Source organism: Herbaspirillum sp. SJZ099 (assembly GCF_007828355.1).
Classification (GTDB): domain Bacteria; phylum Pseudomonadota; class Gammaproteobacteria; order Burkholderiales; family Burkholderiaceae_D; genus Herbaspirillum.
Genome location: NZ_VIUO01000001.1, coordinates 872735 through 888111, shown reverse-complemented (window position 1 = coordinate 888111; position 15377 = coordinate 872735). Strand labels below are relative to the sequence as shown.

At 63.5% G+C, this 15377-nt stretch carries 12 protein-coding genes; 3 read left to right on the top strand and 9 right to left on the bottom strand.

The genetic code is table 11. From position 1 onward, the window contains the following. The first annotated feature begins 31 nt into the window (after positions 1-31). The gene (locus FB597_RS03785; protein WP_144768145.1) at positions 32-955 is read left to right on the top strand and encodes a Gfo/Idh/MocA family protein; all 924 of its coding nucleotides are present in this window, start codon (positions 32-34) and stop codon (positions 953-955) included. 209 nt (positions 956-1164) lie between these two features. On the opposite strand, the gene fghA is transcribed toward FB597_RS03785, so the two are convergent. Then, positions 1165-2013 (bottom strand): S-formylglutathione hydrolase, encoded by an 849-nt coding sequence (gene fghA, locus FB597_RS03780; RefSeq protein ID WP_144768142.1) that lies wholly within the window; start codon positions 2011-2013, stop codon positions 1165-1167. 14 nt (positions 2014-2027) lie between these two features. After that, on the bottom strand, positions 2028-3134 hold the full coding sequence (locus tag FB597_RS03775; RefSeq protein ID WP_144768140.1) for an S-(hydroxymethyl)glutathione dehydrogenase/class III alcohol dehydrogenase: 1107 nt from the start codon (positions 3132-3134) through the stop codon (positions 2028-2030). A gap of 638 nt (positions 3135-3772) precedes the next feature. Here FB597_RS03775 and FB597_RS03770 point away from each other — a divergent pair. Both FB597_RS03770 and FB597_RS03765 read left to right on the top strand, forming a co-directional pair. Next, entirely contained in the window at positions 3773-6931 is a 3159-nt protein-coding gene (locus FB597_RS03770; protein WP_144768138.1) for an EAL domain-containing protein, read from the top strand. An 82-nt stretch (positions 6932-7013) separates the two neighbouring features. Then, positions 7014-8063: an NADP(H)-dependent aldo-keto reductase gene (locus FB597_RS03765; RefSeq protein WP_144768136.1), complete on the top strand. Its 1050-nt coding sequence runs from the start codon at positions 7014-7016 to the stop codon at positions 8061-8063. Positions 8064-8152: 89 nt separating this feature from the next. On the opposite strand, the gene FB597_RS03760 is transcribed toward FB597_RS03765, so the two are convergent. The 7 genes from FB597_RS03760 to FB597_RS03730 all read right to left on the bottom strand — a co-directional run bounded on the left by FB597_RS03760 (position 8153) and on the right by FB597_RS03730 (position 15347). Next, the gene (locus FB597_RS03760) at positions 8153-9160 is read right to left on the bottom strand and encodes a bile acid:sodium symporter family protein (RefSeq protein WP_144768134.1); all 1008 of its coding nucleotides are present in this window, start codon (positions 9158-9160) and stop codon (positions 8153-8155) included. An 83-nt stretch (positions 9161-9243) separates the two neighbouring features. Next, on the bottom strand, positions 9244-9585 hold the full coding sequence (locus FB597_RS03755; RefSeq protein WP_144768132.1) for a zinc ribbon domain-containing protein YjdM: 342 nt from the start codon (positions 9583-9585) through the stop codon (positions 9244-9246). A gap of 146 nt (positions 9586-9731) precedes the next feature. After that, on the bottom strand, positions 9732-11069 hold the full coding sequence (locus FB597_RS03750; protein ID WP_144768395.1) for a 4Fe-4S binding protein: 1338 nt from the start codon (positions 11067-11069) through the stop codon (positions 9732-9734). 58 nt (positions 11070-11127) lie between these two features. After that, positions 11128-12000 (bottom strand): FTR1 family protein, encoded by an 873-nt coding sequence (locus FB597_RS03745; RefSeq protein ID WP_144768130.1) that lies wholly within the window; start codon positions 11998-12000, stop codon positions 11128-11130. 167 nt (positions 12001-12167) lie between these two features. Beyond that, the gene (locus tag FB597_RS03740; RefSeq protein WP_141916485.1) at positions 12168-12509 is read right to left on the bottom strand and encodes a cupredoxin domain-containing protein; all 342 of its coding nucleotides are present in this window, start codon (positions 12507-12509) and stop codon (positions 12168-12170) included. A gap of 172 nt (positions 12510-12681) precedes the next feature. Beyond that, the gene (locus FB597_RS03735) at positions 12682-13227 is read right to left on the bottom strand and encodes an iron transporter (protein ID WP_144768128.1); all 546 of its coding nucleotides are present in this window, start codon (positions 13225-13227) and stop codon (positions 12682-12684) included. A gap of 443 nt (positions 13228-13670) precedes the next feature. Next, a complete protein-coding gene (locus FB597_RS03730; RefSeq protein ID WP_144768126.1) occupies positions 13671-15347 on the bottom strand; it encodes a methyl-accepting chemotaxis protein in 1677 nt (558 codons plus the stop codon). Between the last annotated feature and the right edge of the window lie 30 nt (positions 15348-15377).

Below are 15377 nucleotides of genomic sequence, written 5' to 3'. Positions count from 1 at the left end.
CCCTCGCGACTGACTCAACAACAAGGACAATATGGATCCCATTCAACTTGCCATCGCTGGCGTCGGAAAGATCGTCCACGACCAGCACGTTCCGGCCATTCGCGGCAATGCCGACTATGCGCTGGCGGCCACGGCCAGCCGCAACCACAGCATCGAGGGCGTGCGCGCCTACAAGACCATGGCCGAGATGCTGGCCGCGGATATCCGCATCGACGCCATCTCCCTGTGCATGCCGCCGCAATACCGCTACGAAGCGGCGCGCCAGGCGATCTGCGCCGGCAAGCATGTATTCCTGGAAAAGCCGCCCGGCGCCACCCTGTCCGAAGTCGAGTCGCTCAAGGCGCTGGCAGCGGAACACGGCGTGACCATGCTGGCCAGCTGGCACTCGCGCCATGCGCCGGCCGTGCAGGCGGTCAAACGCCACCTGCAAGAACATCGCCCGCGCCGGGTCCAGGTGATCTGGCGCGAAGACGTGCGCCACTGGCATCCCGACCAGGAATGGATCTGGCAACCGGGCGGGCTGGGCGTGTTCGATCCGGGCATCAATGCCCTGTCGATCGTGACGGAAATCCTGCCGGAAATGGTCTTCCTGACCAAGGCGGCCCTGGAAGTGCCGGCCAACAGGCAAACGCCGATCGCGGCGCGGCTGGCCTTCACCGATGCGGCGGGCACGGAGGTGCAGGCCGATTTCGACTGGCGCCAGACCGGTGAGCAGACCTGGGACATCGTCATCGATACCGACAGCAGCCACCTGCACCTGAAGAAGGGAGGCCACGAGCTGTGGATCGACGGCGCCCAGTGCGCGCTGGCGGCCGAGGGCGAGTATCCCTCGCTCTACCGGTACTTCAGCCAGCTGATCCGCGGCAAAGCGTCGGATGTGGATGTGGCGCCGCTGCGGCATGTCGCCGATGCCTTCATGCTGGGGCAGCACATTGTCACGGACGCGTTTATCTGAGGAAGGTGCTGGCAGAAAAGACCCAGGCCAGCCAGTAATGCCGTTCAGTTAATTCGAAATCTTTCTCCGTCGCCCTGACGAAAGTCAGGGTCCAGTGTCGTCCAACGGCCATTGAGGCACAACGAAAGACACTGGATCCCGGCCTTCGCCGGGACGACGAGTTGCAGAGGGAAGGATTAACTGAACGGCATGGCAGGCCAGCCAGGGATTTAGCGGGTCAGGATGCCATGATGGAAGCGCAGATGGTCTTCCATGAAGCTCTGGATGAAGTAATACCCGTGGTCATAGCCCTCATGGCGGCGTAGCGTCAGCGGCTGCCGCGCCGCCTGGCAAGCCGCCTCGAACTGCTCGGGCAGCAATTGCCCGGCCAGGAATTGGTCGGCCAGCCCCTGGTCGACCAGGATGCCTTGCGGGAATGGCGAACGCAGTCCGCGCATCAGTTCGCTGGCGTCGTAGGCCTTCCACGCCTGGCGATCGGCGCCCAGGTAATTGCCGAACGCCTTATGGCCCCACGGGCATTGGCTGGGCGCGGCAATCGGCGCGAACGCCGACACCGAGCGATAGATGTCGCGGTTGCGCAGCGCCAGCACCAGCGCCCCGTGGCCGCCCATCGAATGGCCGAAGATGCCGATGCGTTGCGGGTCGGCCGGGAATTCGCGCAGGATGGCCTGGCGCAGGCCATGCACCACGTACGAATACATGCGGTAGTTCTTCTCCCACGGCGCCTGGGTGGCATCGACGTAAAAACCCGCGCCTGCGCCGAAGTCCCAGCTATCGCTCTCGCCTTCGATGCCGGCGCCGCGCGGACTGGTGTCCGGCGTCACCAGGATGATCCCCAACTCGGCCGCCACGCGCTGCGCGCCGGCCTTGATCATGAAGGTTTCCTCGGTGCAGGTCAGGCCGGCCAGGTAGAACAGCACCGGCAGCTTGCCGCCGGCCCCGGCCTGCGGCGGGACGAACACCGAGAAGCGCATCGGCAGGCCGATCTCCGCCGATTCGTGGCGATAGTAGCCCTGGACGCCGCCGAAGCAGCCGTGCTCGCTGATGGTCTCCAGCATGCCCGTTCCTTTCATCAGAACTCGACCACCGAGCGGATCGACTCGCCGCTCTTCATCAGGTCGAAGCCTTCATTGATGCGCTCCAGCGGCAGCTTGTGGGTGATCAGGTCGTCGATGTTGAGCTTGCCTTCCATGTACCAGTCGACGATCTTGGGCACGTCGGTGCGGCCGCGCGCGCCGCCGAAGGCCGAACCCTTCCAGACGCGGCCGGTCACCAGCTGGAACGGACGGGTGGAAATCTCCTGGCCGGCCGCCGCCACGCCGATGATGATGGACTGGCCCCAGCCCTTGTGGCAGCACTCCAGCGACTGGCGCATGGTGGTGGTGTTGCCGATGCATTCGAAGCTGTAGTCGGCGCCGCCGTCGGTCAGGCCGATGATGGCGTCGACCACGTTGGGCACGTCCTTGGGATTGATGAAGTCGGTCATGCCGAACTTGCGCGCCATGGCTTCGCGCGCCGGGTTCAGGTCGACGCCGATGATCTTGTTGGCGCCCACCATCCTGGCCGCCTGGATCACGTTCAGGCCGATGCCGCCCAGGCCGAACACCACCACATTGGCGCCCGCCTCCACCTTGGCGGTGAACAGCACCGCGCCCACGCCGGTGGTGACGCCGCAGCCGATGTAGCAGACCTTGTCGAAGGGGGCATCGGAACGGATCTTGGCCAGGGCGATCTCGGGCACCACGATGTAGTTGGAGAAGGTGGAGGTGCCCATGTAATGGAACAGCGGCTTGCCGTCCAGCGAGAAGCGGCTGGTGGCGTCCGGCATCAGGCCGCGGCCCTGGGTGGCGCGGATGGCCTGGCACAGGTTGGTCTTTTGCGAGAGGCAGAACTTGCATTCGCGGCATTCCGGGGTGTACAGCGGGATGACGTGGTCATCCTTTTTCAGCGACTTCACGCCGGGGCCGACATCGACCACCACGCCGGCGCCTTCATGGCCCAGGATGGCGGGGAAGATCCCTTCCGGGTCGGCGCCCGACAGCGTGTAGTAATCGGTGTGGCAAATGCCGGTGGCCTTGATCTCAACCAGCACTTCGCCGGCCTTGGGGCCGCCCAGCTCGACTTCCTCGATGGTCAAGGGCTTGCCTGCCTGCCACGCTACCGCTGCTCTTGTTTTCATGGGGATGTTGTCCTTTGTCAATGATGGTGAAATAACTCCGCGCCTGGTCCGCCCGCGGCCGGACACACAAGGCTGCATCGCCTGGATATGCCCGGAAACGACGGAAAATTCCTGATGTTCGCGCGAAACCAAGGCGGTATTATCGCATCGCAAACAGAAATGGGGCAGCGGCGCCTCCTTGCCGAAAACTTTCCCCCCGCCTGCGCAATCCCTCCGGGGATCCATTCCCGGTAGCGATAATGACAAAGGCCGCCGCATGCGGTAAGGTTCGGACAAATAAAAGCACCGAGACGCCCGCAAAAAAAGCAGGCGCGAGTGCAAACGGGAAGACGCACTGGCCTGCCGAACGAACAGCAACAAAACATCCGGCGGGCAAAACAGGGAGTGGCACACTGCCTGGCTGGTTAAGCCAACTTGATGGTATCTGCACGCAACGCATGCGCGCCCTGGTCGCGCGGGATGCGTTGCGGCGGATGCGCGCCTGCAACGCGCCGCATACCGGGCGCGCTGGCGCATTCCCGGCAATGGCCGGCGCCGCCTGTTGCCGCAGGCGGCCGCTGCAAGCTGGCGGCAAGTTGGCAATGGACGGCCGGCAGTGCTAAGCCGCATGGCCGCGGGTGTTATCGATATTCGTCTACATGGGAAAACAGAAAAAGACCGCCGGACGGGCCGGCAGCACCCTCCGGACCCTGTTGATCTTCGTCGCCTTCGTCGGCTCGTTCATCGTCATCCAGACATGGTGGGAAATCCGCCAGGATCGCCTTTTGACCATCGAAGCGGAAAAGAGCAGCTCGATGGTCGCCGTGCGCAGCGTGCAGGAACACGCCGAGCGCGCCTTCCGCGACATCGATGCCATGCTGTGGGCGACTTCCGAGGCCATCCGGCACGCCGGAGCCGGCCTGCCGGACGACGGCCCCGGCCTGCACCGCCTGCTCGCCGGGCAAAAGCAGCCGCTGCCATCGGTGCTGGCGCTGCGCTATGTCGACCCGGCCGGGATCAACCGCGCCAGCTCCTGGTTGCCCCACGAGCAGGACAACTTCGCCGACGACCTCAAGCTGAAGTATGCGGACCGCGATCCGGCGCGCCCGCGCCTGTTCGTCGGCCAGCTCATGCGCAGCCATTACAACCGGGAACTGGTGCTGCCGGTGGCGATGAACCTGTACGACAGCGCCGCCCGCCCGGCCGGCATGCTGGTGGCCGAACTGCGCGCGGCCTATTTCTTCGACTTCTACAAGCACATCACCAACTACCAGGCGATCGTCTCGTTGCGCAGCGACGACGGCGCCATGATGATCCGCTCCCCCTTCGAAGAGCGCTGGCTCAATGCCAGCATGCGGGATGCCAGGAGCATGGCCAGGATCAGCAGCGGCCCGGAGGAAGGCGGCTTCGAGGAAGTCTCCTACCTGACCGGCGAGCAGTTGCTGTTCACCTACAAGCGCCTGCGGGACTGGCCGATGCTGGTGGTGTATGCGCGCCGCATGGACGATGTGCTGGCCCCGTGGCGCAGCCGGACCGCAAACCGCATCCTGCTGGCCGCCGGCATCCTCGGCTTCATCCTGATCGCGCTGGTGTCCTTCCTGCTTTACTATCGCTACCAGCGCCACATCGACAATGCGCTCTCGGTCAGCGAATACCGCTACCGCAAGCTGTACGAAGACGGCAACGACCCTATCGTGCTGATCTCGGCCGACCTGCGCTATCTCGACTGCAACGCGGCCGCGGTGCGTTTCTTCGGCGTGCTGGACAAGCAACGCATCATCGGCCGCAAGGTCGGCCTGTTTTCGCGCCACAAGTCGCTGCACATCGCGCAGCCGGACATCGACGACCTGGTCGCCAAGACCCTGTCCGGCCAGCCCCAGCAATTCGAATGGGTGACGATACGCCGCAACAAGATCGTCTATACCGACGTCACCCTGCACCGCGCCGAACTCGACCGCGGCTACGCCATCTTCACCATCCTGCGCGACATCACCGCCCGCAAGCGCGCCGAGTTGCTGCAAAACGAGCAAAACCGCGTGCTGCATATGGTGATGGCCGACGAGGAGCTGGACGCCATCCTCTCCGCCATCGTCAGCTTCGCCGATGCCCAGATTCCCTACAGCGCATGCTGCATCCTGCTGGCCAACGAACATGCCACGCATTTCACCTCGATGCTGAGCCACCGCCATCCGCAGCGCATCGCGCGCATGCTGCAGGGCATGGCCATCCGCCACGGCAACGGCGTGGCGGCCGAAGCGGTGCTGCGGCGCGCGCCTTGCATCGTCACCGACATCGCGCGCGACCCGATGATGGAGCATCTGCGCCCGCTGATCGACACCGAGGCCTATCCCTCCTGCGGCGCCTGGCCCATCATCGGCAAGGAGGGCCAGCTGCTCGGCGTATTTTCCGCCCTGCTCAAGGAAAACCAGGCGCCCAGCAGCGAGTACCTGCAATTGGCCAACATCGCCGCCGACCTGGCCAGCGTGGCCATCGAGAGCCGCCGCGCCGACGAGCGCATCCGCCACCTGGCGCACTATGACGAACTGACCGGGCTGCCCAACCGCTTCCTGTGCACCCAGCACGTGAGCAATGCGATCACCCACGCCGAACATCGCGAGGGCATGGTGGCGGTGCTGCTGCTCGACCTGGACCGCTTCAAGAACATCAACGACACCTTCGGCCATGAAACCGGCGAGGCCGTGCTGCAGGAAATCGCCCTGCGCTTTCGCGGCAGCCTGCGCGAGCTGGATATCCTGGCGCGCGTGGGCGGCGACGAATTCATCGTGCTGGTGGACGATTTCGACGATCCGCTGCAACTGGGCGAAATCGCGCAAAAACTGCTGGCCGAGGCGCGCAAGCCCTTCGTCATCGCCGGCCAGGAGGCGACGCTCTCGGCCAGCATCGGCATCGCCACCTATCCCGGCGACGGCAACAATGCGCAAGCGCTGATCAAGAACGCCGACATCGCCATGTACCGCGCCAAGCACCACGGCAAGGACGACTACCGCTTCTTCTCCGACGAGGTCAATACCAACACGGTCGAGCGCATCGCCTTGGAGTCCGAGCTGCGGCGCGCCATCGAACGTGGCGAGTTCGTGGTCCATTACCAGCCCAAGGTCAACCTGGCGGGCGCGCGCATCGTCGGCGCCGAAGCGCTGGTGCGCTGGCAACATCCGGTGCGCGGCCTGCTGCCGCCGGCCGAATTCATCATGCTGGCCGAAGAAACCCGCCTGATCGACCAGATCGGCCTGGCAGTGCTGGAGGCCGCCTGCCGCGATGTCGGCCAGTTGCTGGCGCGCAGCCTGGAATTCGGGCGCATCTCGATCAACCTGGCCGGCAGCCAGTTCGGCGACGCCAACCTGCTAGAAGACATCAAGCGGGTGGTCGAACGCCACGGCACGCCGCCCTCCTGCCTGGAGTTCGAAATCACCGAAAGTATGGTCATGCACAACCGCGACCAGGCCATTGCGATCATGGACGGCATCCGCGCCGAAGGCTTCACGATCTCCATCGACGATTTCGGCACCGGCTATTCCTCGCTGGCCTACCTGAAGCGCTTCCCGGTCAATACGCTGAAAATCGACAAGTCATTCATCAGCGACATCCCGGACGATCCCAACGACAGCGCCATCGTGCAGGCCATCATCGCGATGGGCCATGCATTGAACCTGAAGGTGGTGACCGAAGGCGTGGAAACCGAGAAGCAATTGAATGCGCTGCGCGAGTTCGGCTCGGACGATTACCAGGGCTACTACTTCAGCAGGCCGGTACCCTACGCGCAATTCCTGCAGTTGCTGCAAGCCCAGCAACCGGCGTGAGCCGCCGGAGGGATGCCGCCTGCAATGAAAAAGCAGCGCGGCTATACTCCTTTGCTACGCCCACAACGACAAGGAGAAATGCATGCAGTATCGCCAACTTGGCCGCACCGATGCCAAGGTCAGCCTGATCACCCTGGGCACCATGACCTGGGGCCAGCAGAACACCGAAGCCGAAGCCCACTCCCAGCTCGACCTGGCGGTGGAGCGCGGCGTCAACCTGATCGACGTGGCGGAAATGTATCCGGTGCCGCCCAAGGCGGAAACCCAGGGCCTGTCCGAACGCTACCTGGGCACCTGGCTGAAGAAGTCCGGCCTGCGCGACAAGCTGCTTATCGCCACCAAATGCACCGGCCCCGCGCGCAAGCCGCACAACCCGCGCCACATCCGCGGCGGCGTCAACGACCTCGACCGCAAGGGCCTGACCGATGCGCTGCACGGCAGCCTGGAGCGGCTGCAGCTGGATCACGTCGACCTTTACCAGTTGCACTGGCCCGACCGCAGCGTCAACAGCTTCGGCCAGCTCGACTACCAGCACGTGGCCGATGAAAAGACGGTGCCGATCGAAGAGACGCTGAAGGTGCTCTCCGAATTCGTGCAGGCCGGCAAGATCCGCCATATCGGCCTGTCCAACGAAACCTCATGGGGCGTGGCGCAATTCCTGCGCGCGGCCGAGCAGCACGGCCTGGAACGCGTGGTCACCATCCAGAACCCGTACAACCTGCTCAACCGCACGTTCGAGATCAACCTGGCCGAGTTCACCCACCGCGAACAGGTCGGCCTGCTGGCCTATTCGCCGCTGGCCTTCGGCATGTTGAGCGGCAAATACCTGGATGGCGCGCGCCCCGCTGCCGGCCGCCTGACGCTGTTCGAACGTTTCGTACGCTATACCAACCCGCAAGCCGAACGCGCCACCGCCCAATACGTGACGCTGGCCAGGCAGCATGGGCTGGATCCGGCGCAGATGGCGCTGGCCTACGTCAACAGCCGTCCGTTCCTGAGCTCCAACATCATCGGTGCCACTACCCTGGAACAGTTGCGCAGCAACCTGGACAGCGTAGAGGTGAAACTGAACGATGAAGTGATCGCCGGCATCGAAGCCATCCATAAGGGCCAGCCGAACCCGGCGCCCTGATGCGGATGCCTTGATACACACTCCCGTACCAACAACAAAACCGGCCTGATGGCTGGTTTTGTTTTCATGGCATTGGCATTGCATCCATTTCAATCGCCGCCGCTTTCCGTGGCGACGGCAGCCTGCACCTCTTCCTCGCGCGCCCCGTAGCGTTGCGCCAGCACCGCGCACACCATCAGCTGCAATTGGTGGAACAGCATCAGCGGCAGCAGCACCATGCCGATGGCGCCGCTGGAAAACAGCACCTTGGCCATCGGCACGCCGCTGGCCAGGCTCTTCTTGGAGCCGCAGAAGACGATGGTGATTTCATCTTCCTTGTTGAAGCCGAGGCGGCGGCTGCCGTAGGTGGTGATCAGCATGATGGCGGCCAGCAGCAGCACATTGATCACCAGCACCGACACCAGCATGGTGGGCGGCACCTGGCGCCACAAGCCCTGCACGACCGCCTCGCTGAAGGCGACGTAGACCACCAGCAGGATGGAGCTCTGGTCGACGAACTTGAGCCAGGATTTGTTGCGCTCGATCCAGCCGCCGATCCAGGGACGTAGCGCCTGGCCGGCGACGAAAGGCAGCAACAGCTGGTAGACGATCTTGAGGATCGAGCCCAGCGAAGCATGGCCGTCGCCGTTGTGCGCCACCACCAGTATGCCCACCAGCAGCGGCGTGAGGAAAATGCCCAGCAGGTTGGAGGCGGAAGCCGCGCAGATCGCCGCCGGCACATTGCCGCGCGCCACCGCGGTAAACGCGATGGACGACTGCACGGTGGATGGCAGCACGCACAGGAACAGCAGTCCGAGATAAAGCTCAGGCGTGATGAAATAAGTGAGCAGCGGCTTGGCGGCCAGGCCGATCAGCGGGAAGATGGCGAAGGTGCACAGCAGCACCGTGACATGCAAGCGCCAGTGCGTCATGCCGGCCACTACCGCCTGGCGCGAGAGCTTGGCGCCGTGCATGAAAAACAGCAGCCCGATCATGAACGTGGTCAGCCAGTCGAAACCGATGGCGACGTCGCCGGTACAGGGAAAAATGGACGCCGTCGCCACTACGGCGATCAGCAGCAAGGTCATGTTGTCGGGAATAAAGCGTGGGCGGGCCATGGCGTTGTCGTTGATTGTTTCCGGATGCGTGGTACTTCTTCTGGATGCGGGAAGGCGGCCGCAGGAGGCCGCCCGGGAATCGTTCAGACTTTCTTGACGAACTCGGTCTTGAGTCCCATCGAGCCGAAACCATCGATCTTGCAATCGATGTCATGGTCGCCGTCGACCAGGCGGATGTTCTTGACCTTGGTGCCCATCTTGACCACGCCGCCTCCGCCCTTGAGCTTCAAGTCCTTGATCACGGTCACCGTGTCGCCATCCTGCAGGACGTTGCCGGCGGCATCGCGCCAGACCTTGGCTTGTTCGACGGCAGGCGCGGCCTGCTGCGCCGACCATTCATGCGCACATTCCGGGCAGACCAGCATGCCGCCATCCTCATACGTGAATTCGGATTGGCATTGGGGGCAGGCGGGCAAGGTACTCATGGCGGATTCCTGTACGAAAAATGGAAAGGCGGGATTGTACCGCGCCGTGCCCGGGCCGGCCTTGCGCCAACCCGGGCCGGCAACAAAAAACGGCAAATTCCTTGATCAGAATTTGCCGTTTTGCCAAACCGTTCAGTGCCGCCATCTCACCAAAGCCAGAACATCAGCAGCCAGGCATAGTTGACCAGGGCCAGGCCGCCCACCAGCGGCGCCATGGCGACCAGGCGCTGCGGCCAGGATGTGGCGTAGCGCGCCACCACCTTCCAGGCCAGCACCAGGCTCCACAGCGTCATCGCCGACAACAGTGCGGCGCGCACGTCGTTGGCCCAGTACACCGGCCAGTGCTCGGCGCGCAGCAGGCTGATGGTGGTGGCCGACAGGCCGACAAACACGCCGCAGCCTGCCAGCGGGATCAGCGACTGCACCAGGTGGTTGAAGCGGCTCCATTCCCACTTGCCCAGGAGACGCGTGCCAAGGGCGAACAGCAGCGACACCCCGGTGCCCAGCACCAGCGCGGTCGCCATGATGTAACCCACCACCATGGCGCCGTCCAGCCAGGTGAAGACGTCGCTTTGCTGCGGGTAATTGGTCAGCAGCCACCAGGGCGCCTGGGTGCCGAAGGGCCACATGATGTCGCGCTCGATCAGCCAGGTGGCGATGTCCTGCTTGATGGCGATGAACCAGGGGCTGGCGGTCCAGTGAAAGGCGCCAATGGCGATGCCCAGCAGGCCGTAGAGCACCAGGGCGCTTTCCCACAGGTTGTTCTGGGTCTTGCCGAACTTGACCACTTCGACCGTGGGCGCCCGGAAGCTCAGTTCGATGGCATCGCGATGGCCGCTGCAGCGTCCGCACATATGGCAGTCCGAGGCGCCCTTCATGTTGCGCAACGGCACCAGCGGCGCGCAGTTGATCGGGATGATCTTGTGCTGGGGATGGTAGGAGGCGCGCCAGGCATCCTCGTTGACCTTGTAGTGCAGCGGCGCCAGCTTGGCCAGCAGGCCGAACACGCCATTGACCGGGCACAGGTACTTGCACCAGACGCGCTTGTCGCGGCCATACAGGTAGCCGACGATCATGGCGCCGACGGTGGAGCCGCCCAGCACCAGCAGCACGGCCTTGGGATATTGGTAGACGCTGACCATCTGGCCGTAGACCGTGGTCAGCGCGAACGCGACGAAAGGCCAGCCGCCCCAGCGCATCCATTTGGGAATGGCGCGGCCGCGGCCGTACTTGCTGGCGAATTCGGTGAGCGCGCCTTCCGGACACAGCACGCCGCACCATACGCGTCCCATCAGCACCATGCTCACCAGCACGAACGGCCACCAGATGCCCCAGAAGGCGAACTGGGCGATGAGCGTCATGTTGGACCAGAGGTGGGCGGTTTCGTCAGGCAGCGGCATGAACACCGGCACCAGAATCAGGATGGCGTACACCGCCACCACGATCCACTGCAAGCCGCGGATGAATGCGCCGTTGCGGCGCATCCAATCGCCCGTACGCGAGAGCAGGGTCGGCGATTGCGCACAGGTATTCATAGCGGGCTCAGACGGCTTCTTGCCTCTTGGGCTGAAGCTTGGGTTTTCGGTAAAGGGCCGAGCATATCACAAGCCAATAACCCGCATAGACGATCACCGAGAGCAGCGCCGGGCGCGCGCGGTAGCCGGTCAGCGTCGACAGCAGGCTGCCGATGGTGGAAGAGTCGTCCAGCAGCCAGGAAGTGTCCCACACCGGCGCCGTCAACGTCATGGTCCAGTCGGCCGAGGCCAGCGCATCGGAGCTTTCCAGCAGCACGTCGAACAGCTTTTCCACGCCGGTGACCAACAGGCCGGCCGCCAGCAGCAGCAGGATCACTTCGGTGACCTGGAAGAAACGGCGCCAGGAAAAGACCTTGCCGCCCAGTTGCAGGATATAGAAGGTCAGGAACGCCAGGCCGAAACCGATGATGCCGGCCAGCACCAGCGAAGCCGTGCTGGCCTCCTGCTGGCCCAGGCCGATACCGTACAGGAACACGGCGGTTTCGCTGCCCTCGCGCGCGATGGCCAGCGCCACCAGCACGAACACGCCCCACCAGTTGCCGCTCTCGACGCTGGACTGCACGGAGCTTTCCATGTCCTTCTTGAGCGTGCGGCCGTGCTTGCGCATCCAGAACACCATCTGCACGATCAGCACCGAGGCGACCAGCACGATGGCGATCTGGAAATACGTCTGGGCGTCGCCCGACAGCAATTCGGAAAAGCCCAGCAGCGCCGCGCCCAGCGCCAGCGCCAGCAGCACGCCGGCCACCACGCCGCTCCACAGGTACGGCAAGCCGCGGCGCGCGGAGATATCGCCGTTCGTCAGCCAGGCATACAGGATGCCGACCACCAGAAGCGCCTCGACGCTTTCGCGCCAGACGATGAACATGACCTGTCCCATTGAAACCCATCCCTTGCAAAACTTGCTGCGTTCAATTCATTGCGCCCGGCCGCATGGCAGCCGGGACGACGCCGTTGCTCCCCGCGTCTCGCGCTTGGGCGGAATACCGCCCTTTGTTTTTACCCCGCCCCCGGGCGCGCTCCGGTGGGGGTTCCAGGTTGCCCGGGTTATTTCGCGACGATCACGCCTTGCGGCATGTTCAGGTGAAAGTCGTCGAAGAACTTGTACTCGCCGGGACGCAACGGGGCGATCACCACGAAGGACTGGGCGCCGGGCGCCAATACCTTTTCCTTGCGCAGTTCGATGCTTTCAAATTCGGCGGCGGATTTGCCGATGTTGTGGATCTCGATCTTGATGCGCTGGCCGGCCGGCACTTCGATGCGCGGCGGGATCAGCTTGCCGTCCTGCATTTCCAGCTTGAAGGTCGGCAAGTCGGAGGCCGACGCCAGCGACGCGCCGGCCATCAGCAGCGCTGCGCCGAGCATCAGTCGGGCTTTACGTAAAAACATGGGCGCTCCAAAACTCTGGGAACCGGTTCACCCCTGGCCGGGATCTTGAACAGGTTCACAATGGAAGCCGGCTGCTCTGGCGATCAGGCAGCCGGTATTCAACACTGCACATTGGCGGCACCGTGCGGTTCTGCCGCAGGAAGCATCCTTCCTGTCGCAGAACCGGCGCGGATCAGTAACCGCCCTTCTTGCCGATGCCGGCGAAGGTGAAGTCGTAGTTCAGTTCAAACGTCTTGAACCATGGGCCCACACCGGTTTCCTTGTCGACGTGGCGGCCGAAGTGGGCGTGCTCGTTGGCAGTCGGGGGGGAGATGATCAGCTTGAGCTTGTACTTGCCCGGGCCTTCCAGCTTGACGTTGTCGCCATAGTGCGGGCCGTCGTTGGCCACCATCGGCATCATGTCGCCCTTGATGGTCTTGGCGGAGCCGGCCTTGGTCAGTTCGTACTTGATCGCCAGGTAAGGCATCCAGTCGCCCTCGGCGAAGCCGTTGGGGTTCTTGGCCACGGCGCGGATGTCGGCCTCGAGGTGGATATCGGACTCTTCTGCCTTGCGCATCATGCCGTCCGGTTCCATCTTGACCGGCTGCAGGTAGACGGCATTGACTTCGAAACCGTTCTGGATCTGCGGCTTGCCGATCGGGTATTCGGCGGCCATGGCCACGCCTGCGGTACATGCCATCAGGGCGGCGGCAACAGCGAGTTTCTTGATACCAATCATCGTAGTGTTCTCCTGGTCGATCAAATGATAATGATTAGCATTAATTGTATCATTTCTAAATAGCGGTTGCATGTCCGGATGGAAACCAGGCGGCGCGATTGCCCCATGCCCTTCCGGGCATAAAAAAAGCCCTTCGTCGAGGTAGTGCCATTCAGTGAAGACTCATTCTGGGGCGCCCATCACAGAAGCCGTTCGTGACGAGCAGGCCCGCCAGGGCCGTATCGAAGCCAGCGTATCAGCGTGCCAACCTTACCGATCTTGCCTGCCCTTCGATACGCTGCTGCGCAGCTACTCAGGGCGAACGGAGTCTGGGCTGCACAAACAAAAATGCCGTTCAGCGCTTAACTGAACGGCATTATCCTCATCGAGGAGCTTTCTCTTGCAGCAGGAACACCGGGTTATTTCAATCCCCGCCCTGCCCAACTGGCGGGATCAGAATTCCATCAGAACTCCTCCAACTCCATTTCCAGCTTCTTCACCGTTGACGCATCGCTCCTGAGGCGCGCGCTTTGCGGAGTGATGTCGATGGAACTGCGCGCCATGGCCGGCGCCGCGGCGGTCGGATTGGCCAAGCGGTTGGCATCCAGCTTGAAGACGCTGACCACCCGCTCCAGCGTCTCGGCCTGCTGCTGCAAGGCCTGCGCCGCAGCGGCCGCTTCTTCCACCAGCGCGGCATTTTGCTGCGTGGTCTGGTCCATCTGCGAAACGGCCTGGTTGACTTGCGCAATGCCTGAACTCTGCTCTTCGCTGGCTGACGAGATGTCGCCCACGATCTGGGTGACGCGTCCGACGCTGTCGACGATCTCGCTCATGGTGACGCCGGCCTGTTCGACCAGCTTGCTGCCGGCGCCGACCTTCTCCACCGAATCGTCGATCAGCGCCTTGATCTCCTTGGCCGCCGCCGCCGAACGCTGCGCCAGCGAACGTACCTCCGACGCCACCACCGCGAAGCCGCGGCCCTGCTCGCCCGCGCGCGCCGCTTCCACCGCCGCATTCAATGCCAGGATGTTGGTCTGGAAAGCGATGCCGTCGATCACGGCAATGATGTCGACGATCTTGCGCGAGGAGTCGTTGATCGAGTTCATCGTTTCCACCACCTGGCGCACCACGTCGCCGCCTTGCGAGGCGATATGCGATGCCGACAGCGCCAGCTTGTTGGCTTCGCGCGCGTTTTCGGTGTTTTGCTGCACCACCGAGGTCAATTGCTCCAGGCTCGACGCGCTTTCTTCCAGCGCCGCCGCCTGTTGCTCGGTACGGGAAGAGAGGTCGGCATTGCCGGCGGCGATCTGGCGGGCGGCCACGGTCACCGAATCGGTCGAGCTGCGGGTGGTGGTCACCACCTCCACGATGCGCGCCAGCAGCTTGTTGAAGGCGGTGGCGGTACGGCCAATTTCATCCATGCGATCGACCGGCACCGGGCGCGACAAGTCCAGCGTCTGGCTGACATGCTCGAAGGTGTGCTGGATCTTGGACAGGCTGCCGCTTACATTGCGCAACGTCTGGAAACCCAGCAAGGCGGTCAGCAGCACCGCAACGACGATCACCGCCACCATGGTGCGGAAGGCGAAGGCGTAGGCCTCGTCGCTCTCGGCGCGTATGGCCGCAATCAGCTTGCCGCTGGCGACGATATGGTCATCGAAGCCCTTCTTGGCCGCAGCGGCAGTGAGGGCCAGCGGCGTGCCGGCTTCCAGCGTGGCGCGCACGCCATCCATGTCGTTGGCATAGGCGGCTGCGAAGAACGGCACCAGCGCCTTGCGATAGGCCTCGACGTTGGCCTTGTCGACCTCCAGCAGCTTGCGGTCGTCGTCGTTGAACACGCGTTCGCGGTCATAGCGCGCGAACTCGTCATCCAGGGATTTATTGGCCGCGTCGATCGCCTTTTGCAGACCGGTCTTGTCGGACAGGTTGGCGAACACCGACAGACGATAGCCGGCCAGGCGCGAATCGGCAAGGAAACCCTTGAGGGCGTTGAGGCTTTCGATGCCTGGAATGATGCGGTTCTGGATCGTATCCAGGCGTTGCTGGGCACGCTGCAATTGCCACAGGCCGTCGATACCGACGAACAGCAGCGCCAGCAAGGCGGTCGATAAGGTAATGATCAGGCGCTTGGTGATCGTCATGATGAAAAGTCCATGAAATGAGTGAACAAA